Here is a 7,696-nt window from a genome sequence, read left to right as displayed (position 1 = left end):
GGACTCCTTAGAAAGGAGGTGATCCAGCCGCACCTTCCGGTACGGCTACCTTGTTACGACTTCGTCCTAATCGCCAGCCCCACCTTCGACCACTCCCCCCGCACAAAGCGGTTGGGCCGCAGGCTTCGGGTGTTGCCAACTTTCATGACGTGACGGGCGGTGTGTACAAGGCCCGGGAACGCATTCACCGCAGCGTTGCTGATCTGCGATTACTAGCGACTCCACCTTCATCGAGCCGAGTTGCAGACTCGAATCCGAACCACGACCGGCTTTACAGAGATTCGCTCCACCTCACGGTATCGCCACCCGCTGTACCGGCCAATGTAGCATGCGTGAAGCCCTGGACATAAGGGGCATGATGACTTGACCTCATCCCCACCTTCCTCCGAGTTAACCCCGGCAGTCCCCCACGAGTCCCCACCACTACGTGCTGGCAACATGGGGCAAGGGTTGCGCTCGTTGCGGGACTTAACCCAACATCTCACGACACGAGCTGACGACAGCCATGCACCACCTGTCACCCCGCCCGAAGGACACTGCGTCTCCACAGCCATCGGGGTGATGTCAAACCCAGGTAAGGTTCTTCGCGTTGCATCGAATTAATCCGCATGCTCCGCCGCTTGTGCGGGCCCCCGTCAATTCCTTTGAGTTTTAGCCTTGCGGCCGTACTCCCCAGGCGGGGCGCTTAATGCGTTAGCTACGGCACAGAGACCACAAACGTGCCCCCACACCTAGCGCCCACCGTTTACAGCATGGACTACCAGGGTATCTAATCCTGTTCGCTCCCCACGCTTTCGCTCCTCAGCGTCAGCACAAGCCCAGAGACCCGCCTTCGCCACCGGTGTTCCTCCACATATCTGCGCATTTCACCGCTACACGTAGAATTCCAGTCTCCCCTACTTGCCTCAAGCCCGCCCGTATCCACCGCACGACCACAGTTAAGCCATGGCTTTTCACGACAGACGCGACGAGCCGCCTACGAGCCCTTTACGCCCAATAAATCCGGACAACGCTCGCGCCCTACGTCTTACCGCGGCTGCTGGCACGTAGTTAGCCGGCGCTTATTCGAACACTACCGTCACCGACCGAACACGACCGGCTTCGTCGCGAACAAAAGAGGTTTACAACCCGAAAGCCGTCATCCCTCACGCGGCGTCGCTGCATCAGGCTTCCGCCCATTGTGCAAAATTCCCCACTGCTGCCTCCCGTAGGAGTCTGGGCCGTATCTCAGTCCCAATGTGACCGACCGCCCTCTCAGGCCGGCTACCCGTCACCGCCTTGGTAGGCCATCACCCCACCAACCAGCTGATAGGCCGCGAGCCCCACCCCAGCCGCCAAAGCTTTCCACCACTGAACATGCATCCAGCAGTCACATCCGGTATTAGCCGCCGTTTCCAACGGTTATCCCAGAGCCAGGGACAGGTCACCCACGTGTTACTCACCCGTTCGCCACTCGAGTACCCACCCAAAGGCAGGCCTTTCCGTTCGACTTGCATGTGTGAAGCACGCCGCCAGCGTTCGTCCTGAGCCAGGATCAAACTCTCCAACCAAAACCAAACAACACCAACCACCACCACAACCGCAGCAGCAGCCAGCATCAAAGCATGCATCGAAGCAGACCTGACCGATTCCAAAAGGAAAAGACAGTCAAACAAACCAACCAAACCACCCCCAGCACAACACCAGGAACAGCCCAGCCAGCCCGCACGCTGACCATCCAAACACCCTGTTGAGTTCTCAAACAACACGCCACAACCGAGTCATTTCACTAACGTGATTTGGCCTCAGCCGGAGCAACCTCTCAACTCTACCAGTCCTCGACTCTTGCGCAAACTCCAGGTTGATTAACCTGCGTCACACACGAACGAGTCTCCGGTGAGTCTCTGAGATCTCCCGCGAATCAGTCTTCGGACCGCGCCTGCACTCTTCCGAGTTCGTCGCTGATCTCCGGTGACTTCCGGACCAGCCTCTCCGGCTGTCCCGTTCCCCCGCGGGCAAGAACAAATATACACGCCTTTAACCGACGCTGCAAAGGGGGGTGCCCCTTGAGGAGCGGAGCCTTGAACAGCACAAATGAACTGCGCCCCAATAGAGTGCAGGAAGGGCGACTCACCGTCACCGCTCCGGGGGGCCGAAAACGAAAGGGCCGGGGGCCGCCTTTCGGCGGCCCCCGGCCTATCAAAGCTCTGTGCGCTACGTCCTAAGACTCGCTCTGGACGATGTTCACCAGCTTCCGGCCGCGCTTGCTCGAGAACAGCACCTCACCCTCGGCCAGCGCGAACAGCGTGTCGTCGCCGCCGCGGCCGACCAGGTCGCCCGGGTGGTACTTGGTGCCGCGCTGCCGGACGAGGATCTCGCCGGCGGAGACCTGCTGTCCACCGAAACGCTTGATGCCGAGGCGCTTGGAGTTGGAATCGCGCCCGTTGCGGGAGCTGGATGCACCCTTCTTGTGTGCCATCGGTCAACCCCTTACTTCTTGATCCCGGTGACCTTGACGCGGGTCAACCGCTGGCGGTGCCCCTGGCGCTTGTGGTAGCCGGTCTTGTTCTTGAACTTGTGGATCTTGATCTTCGGGCCCTTGGTGTGCTCGAGAAGTTCACCGCTCACCGTGACGCCGGAAGCGTCGGTGACCACAGTGCCTTCGTCGACGAGCATCACCGCGGGCAGCGTAAGCGTGTCGCCGGGCTCGCCCAGAAGCTTCTCGACTTCGAGGACGTCGCCCTCGGCGACCTTGTACTGCTTTCCGCCAGTCTTGACGATTGCGTACATGTCGACGCTGGTCTCCTTGGGTCCTCCCCGTGCGGGGAACAAGTTCCCCCCGCAGGGGAACGGTGGCTGTCAAATAATTGCGGTGTCACACACCACGCGCGTTTACGGCTCCGCAGGCGTCGCCGTGGGCCCGTCCGATCGAGTCCGTGTGCGCCCCCGCGCGGGCGGGGAAGACGGAAGGCTCTTTGGGCCGCTCACTAGGCTACGTCATGTACGCGGAGACTCCGGCACGGGGATCGTCGCGGCGCCGCGAACGTCACAGTCCGCGGCGCCGTGCCCGGTTCAATCGGTGCCGGTCTGGGCCTCTGACGATTCCTCGCCCTCGCTCGAGGCGGCCGCGATCTTCGCGGTCGGCTCGGCGGCCGACTTGGTCTCCTGCTGCTTGGACTTGGATCCGCCGGACTTGGACCGTTCCTTCTTCTTCTTGCCGCCGCCGGAACCGCCGTTGCCACCGTTGCCGCCCCGCTTCTTCGAGCCGTTGCCGAGGATCTCGTCGGGGTGGACCAGCACGCCGCGGCCCTTGCAGTGGTCGCACGATTCGGAGAAGGCCTCGATGAGGCCCTGGCCGACGCGTTTGCGGGTCATCTGCACCAACCCCAGCGAGGTCACCTCGGTGACTTGGTGCTTGGTGCGGTCGCGGCCCAGGCATTCGGTCAGGCGCCGCAGCACCAGGTCGCGGTTGGATTCGAGGACCATGTCGATGAAGTCGATGACGATGATGCCGCCGATGTCGCGCAGCCGCAACTGGCGGACGATCTCCTCGGCCGCCTCGAGATTGTTGCGGGTGACCGTCTCCTCGAGGTTGCCGCCCTCGCCGGTGAACCGGCCGGTGTTGACGTCGATGACGGTCATCGCCTCGGTCCGGTCGATCACGAGCGAGCCGCCCGAGGGCAGGTAGACCTTGCGGTCGAGGGCCTTGAGGAGCTGCTCGTCGACGCGCTTCTCGGTGAAGACGTCCTTGGTGCCGGTGTGGTGCTTGAGCCGCGGCAGCAGCTCGGGCGAGACCGATTCGAGGTACTTGTGGATCTCGTCGTAGGCGTCGTCGCCCTCGACCACCAGCTCCTTGAAGTCCTCGTTGAAGACGTCGCGGACCACGCGGATGAGCACGTCCGGCTCGGAGTGCAGGACCGCGGGCGCGTTGCCCTTCTTCGCCTTGGTCTGGATCTCCTCCCACTCGATCTGGAGGCGGGAGATGTCGCGGGCCAGGTCCTCGGGGCCGGCGCCCTCGGCGGCGGTGCGGACGATGACGCCGGCGCCCTCGGGCACCAGCTTCTTGAGCGCGGCCCGCAGACGGGTCCGCTCGCGGTCGGGGAGCTTGCGGGAGATCCCGGAGGCGTTGCCGCCCGGGACGTAGACCAGGTGCCGACCGGACAGGGCGATATGGCTGGTCAGGCGCGCGCCCTTGTGGCCGACTGGGTCCTTGGTGACCTGCACCAGGACCGAGTCGCCGGGTTTGAGGGCCTGCTCGATGGAGCGGGCCTTGCCGGCCAGGCCGGTGGCGTCCCAGTTGACCTCGCCGGCGTAGAGCACGGCGTTGCGTCCGCGGCCGATGTCTACGAAGGCCGCCTCCATGGACGGCAGGACGTTCTGGACCTTGCCGAGGTAGACGTTGCCGACCAGACCCTGGGCGCCGGTCCGGGACACGTAGTGCTCGGCGAGGATGCCGTCCTCGAGGACGGCGGCCTGGGAGCGGCCGTCGCGGAAGCGGACGACCATGCGGCGCTCGACCGACTCGCGGCGGGCGAGGAACTCCGCCTCGCTGACGACCTGGGCGCCGCGGTTGCGTCCGCCCTTGCGGCCGTCGCGGCGGCGCTGGCGCTTGGCCTCCAGGCGGGTGGAGCCGGAGACGCCGCGGACGTCGTCGCTGGAGGACTTCTTGGGGGGCGTGCGGACCTTGACGACCACGTCGGAGTTGTCCGAGCCGCCCGACTTGGAGCGGTCGGAGCCCTCGGTGCCGGCGCGCTTGCGGCGGCGCCGCCGGCGGCGGGTGATCTCGGGTCCCTCGGACGAGGCCGACTCGTCGGAGTCGGAGTCGGGGCCCTCGTCGCCGTCGTCGTCCTCGTTGCTGTTCTCGGCGCCCTTGCCGCGGCCCCGGCCTCGGCGGCCCCTGCGTCCGCGGCGGCGACGGCGCTCTTCGGCGTCCTCGTCGCTCTCGTCGACCTCGTCGGCGGCCTCTTCGGGCTGGGGGTCGGGGTCCTTGGGGGCGGGCTTGGACTTCTTGCCCTGCTGGTTCTTCTTGGTCTGGTTCTTCTTGGAGCGCTTGGGCTCGCCCTCGTCGGGTTCGTCGGGCCCGTCGGCGCGCGGGGCGCGCTCGGTGCGTTCGACCTTCGGCGGCGGGGCGAACACCGGGACGGCCTGCGGGGCCGCCGCGGCGGCGCGCTGGCGTTCAGCGCGCTCCTCGGCTTCGGCGTTGGGATCGGGTTCGGGTTTTTGCGGCGCCATGAAAGTGACGGGTGCAGCGGGCACCTGCTGGTCGCGCGGTTCGTTCTCGCGCATGCGAATAAATCTCCATTCCAGCCGCCTCCCGGGCGCGTGACGCTCTTGGCGTCCGCAGCCGCACGGGCTCGGCATCAGTAGTGCGGCCGTCCCGCCACGGTTACGCCCACGAGCCGATCGCTCGGCTCCGCGCTCCGTGCCGTTCAGGCCGCACTGAAAGCCTTCAACTCGCGCCGGGAAAACACCTCTGCCCCGGCCGAGTGGTCGCGTCCGGCGCCGGCGGCGCGGACGGGACATCTTCGGGCCGCACCTCGTCATTGTGTGCGGTGCGACAACTTCGAGTATCGCACACTCCGACCCGTAGGCCGACCCCGACGGCCGTGCGGTGCCTCTTCTCTCAGTGCGCTGTGACACACCGAACGGTCCACCGGGGCCGCCGACGGCGCCCACCATCGGGGGAAAACGCACGACGCGACGGGTTTGGCACGCGCTGGACCTGGTCCGCATCAGATGCACTCGCTACGCTATATGGCGCGCGGCGGCAGCAACGCCGATACACGGAGGTACCGAAATCGCACTGCAGGTTGTCGACTCCGACGAGTCCGATGGACCCCCGGGTGGCGGGAAGCCCGGCACCTACCAGGGGCGGCATCGCGGTGCCGACCGGCTGCGCCAACTGGCCAGCGCCGGCGGCGTGCTCACCGCGATCGCGGTACTGCTGGCCGGGGGCGGCACCCTCCTGTTCTGGCTCTCCGGGTTCGGCGACGAGGAACCGCTGGTGCGGTCCGACCGGATCGGCGACCTGTGCGAGATGGCCGTCGACGAGGAGCTGCTCGGGCCGTGGGCCGACGCCGAGCAGGCCCGGGAGCCCACCGACCGCACCGAGGACGAGGTGCGGACCTTCGACTGCACCTATTCGGCCGAGCACAGCGGCGACGACGCCTACCGCCTGGTCACGTTCTTCGCCACCGTCCAGGTCTACGAGTCGGTCGCGGACGCGCGGGCGGCGCACGCGGGCGTACTCGAGTTCGAGGACTCCGAGGGCCACCAGACCTCCTCGGTCGGCGGCGTCGCCGACGAGGCGGCCCTGGCGACGGTCACCGAGGGCGAGGAGACCGAGCTGCGGCTGCACGCCCAAGAGGCGAACACGACACTCAGCTTGAACCTGTTCCTGACCGGCACGCCGCCCGAGGGCGGCGACGGCCCGACCCTGGCGAAGGATCTGGCATCGGGGCTCATCGGCGCGCTCCCCCGGGAAGGGAATTGACCGGCCCCCCCTTTAAGCTGGCCATGAATACCTCGGCGTCAAGTCGACACGCCGAGAATGAATCGTGGAGGATAACGTGAGCGCCACACCGCCCTTTGGCCCGGCCTATGAACAGCCGCCCGACGAACCACCGAGGCGGCAGGGGCCGAACCAGTGGCAGCCACAGGCGGGCAGGCCGCCCGCGGGGCAGGGCGGCCCCGGTCAGCCGCCGCCGGGCGGCCAGCGCCCGCAGGCGGGACGCCCCGGCCCGGCGGCCGGAGGCAGGCCGCAGGCGGGGAGCCCGGCGGCCGGACGCGGCCCGGCCCGGCCGCAGTACCAGTCGCCGCAGACCGGCGGCATGCCGCAGTCGCCCCCGCCGCCCTACGGCCCCCAGCCGCAGCAGCCGCCGCAGGTCGATGCGGAGGAGCTCTCGCCGGAGCCGTTCGAGGAAGCCGCGTTCGGCGCCGGCTCGCAGGGCGACTGGAGCGGTGAAGCGACCTCGACCATCGGCCGCCTGGGAGCGGCCAAGGAGTCCCGTTCTCGGCGGCGCACCGATTTCCAGAAGAAGCGCAGGCGCGCCCGCAAGTCGAGCCCGATCCCGAAGATCATCGCGGCCGTGGCGGTCCTGGGGCTCCTCGGCGCTGCCGGATGGTGGTGGCTGAACCGCGACGACTCGGGCGACGAGACCGACACCGTCGACCCGAGCCTGGCCTACGCGCCCAGTGAGGAACCGTGCTCGCTGGCCGACTCCTCACCGCTGGACGGCCTGGTCGACGGGGTCGAACCGGAGGCGGTCGCCGAAGCCGAGCAGCGGCGGCGCGGCTGGGAGCAGTCATGCGTGCTCACCTACGGGGAGCCCGACAGCGCCGCGGCGCTGCTGGAGTACGAGGGCACCGTGTTCGACTCCGACGCCAAGGCGAGCGTGAACTTCGAGCTGGGCGCCCGCGAAGTCGCGGAGATGACCGACCCGTGGACGGTGATCGAACCGGCCCCCGAGCTCGGCGCCCAGGCGGCGGCGGTGGCCCGGGTGGTCGAGGAGGGCACCTCCAACTACCAGCTCCACCTCCAGGACGGCAACGTGTACCTGGTGGTGCGCCTGTCGGTGGTCGACTCCGGCATGGACGAGCAGGGCATGACCGACCTGGCCACCGAACTGGCCGGCTCGTACCTGGACGCCTGGGACGACGCCGGCTGACCGGCACCGACGAAAGGGCGGGGCCGGGTGGCCCCGCCCTTCCTTCAAGC

At 67.4% G+C, this 7,696-nt stretch carries 5 protein-coding genes and 1 rRNA gene; 2 read left to right on the top strand and 4 right to left on the bottom strand.

Annotated features, from left to right (window positions below; genetic code table 11):
* Positions 1–11: 11 nt before the first annotated feature.
* The 4 genes from CUT39_RS15800 to CUT39_RS15785 form a co-directional block, all read right to left on the bottom strand.
* Positions 12–1,550 (bottom strand): 16S ribosomal RNA (locus CUT39_RS15800).
* A gap of 650 nt (positions 1,551–2,200) precedes the next feature.
* Complete coding sequence (gene rpmA, locus CUT39_RS15795) at positions 2,201–2,458, bottom strand: 50S ribosomal protein L27 (RefSeq protein ID WP_100448225.1); 258 nt, start codon at positions 2,456–2,458, stop codon at positions 2,201–2,203.
* 11 nt (positions 2,459–2,469) lie between these two features.
* Positions 2,470–2,769: a 50S ribosomal protein L21 gene (gene rplU, locus CUT39_RS15790; RefSeq protein ID WP_100448223.1), complete on the bottom strand. Its 300-nt coding sequence runs from the start codon at positions 2,767–2,769 to the stop codon at positions 2,470–2,472.
* Positions 2,770–3,051: 282 nt separating this feature from the next.
* A complete protein-coding gene (locus CUT39_RS15785) occupies positions 3,052–5,265 on the bottom strand; it encodes an Rne/Rng family ribonuclease (protein WP_100448221.1) in 2,214 nt (737 codons plus the stop codon).
* 634 nt (positions 5,266–5,899) lie between these two features.
* Here CUT39_RS15785 and CUT39_RS15780 point away from each other — a divergent pair.
* Both CUT39_RS15780 and CUT39_RS15775 read left to right on the top strand, forming a co-directional pair.
* The gene (locus tag CUT39_RS15780; protein WP_100448219.1) at positions 5,900–6,472 is read left to right on the top strand and encodes a hypothetical protein; all 573 of its coding nucleotides are present in this window, start codon (positions 5,900–5,902) and stop codon (positions 6,470–6,472) included.
* A gap of 76 nt (positions 6,473–6,548) precedes the next feature.
* The gene (locus CUT39_RS15775) at positions 6,549–7,646 is read left to right on the top strand and encodes a hypothetical protein (RefSeq protein WP_157930737.1); all 1,098 of its coding nucleotides are present in this window, start codon (positions 6,549–6,551) and stop codon (positions 7,644–7,646) included.
* The last annotated feature ends 50 nt before the right edge of the window (positions 7,647–7,696 follow it).

This window comes from Glycomyces xiaoerkulensis (genome assembly GCF_002798405.1).
Taxonomy (GTDB): Bacteria; Actinomycetota; Actinomycetes; order Mycobacteriales; family Micromonosporaceae; genus Glycomyces; species Glycomyces xiaoerkulensis.
Note: the sequence above shows the minus strand (reverse complement) of the source record. Positions and strands in the feature narration are given on the sequence as shown.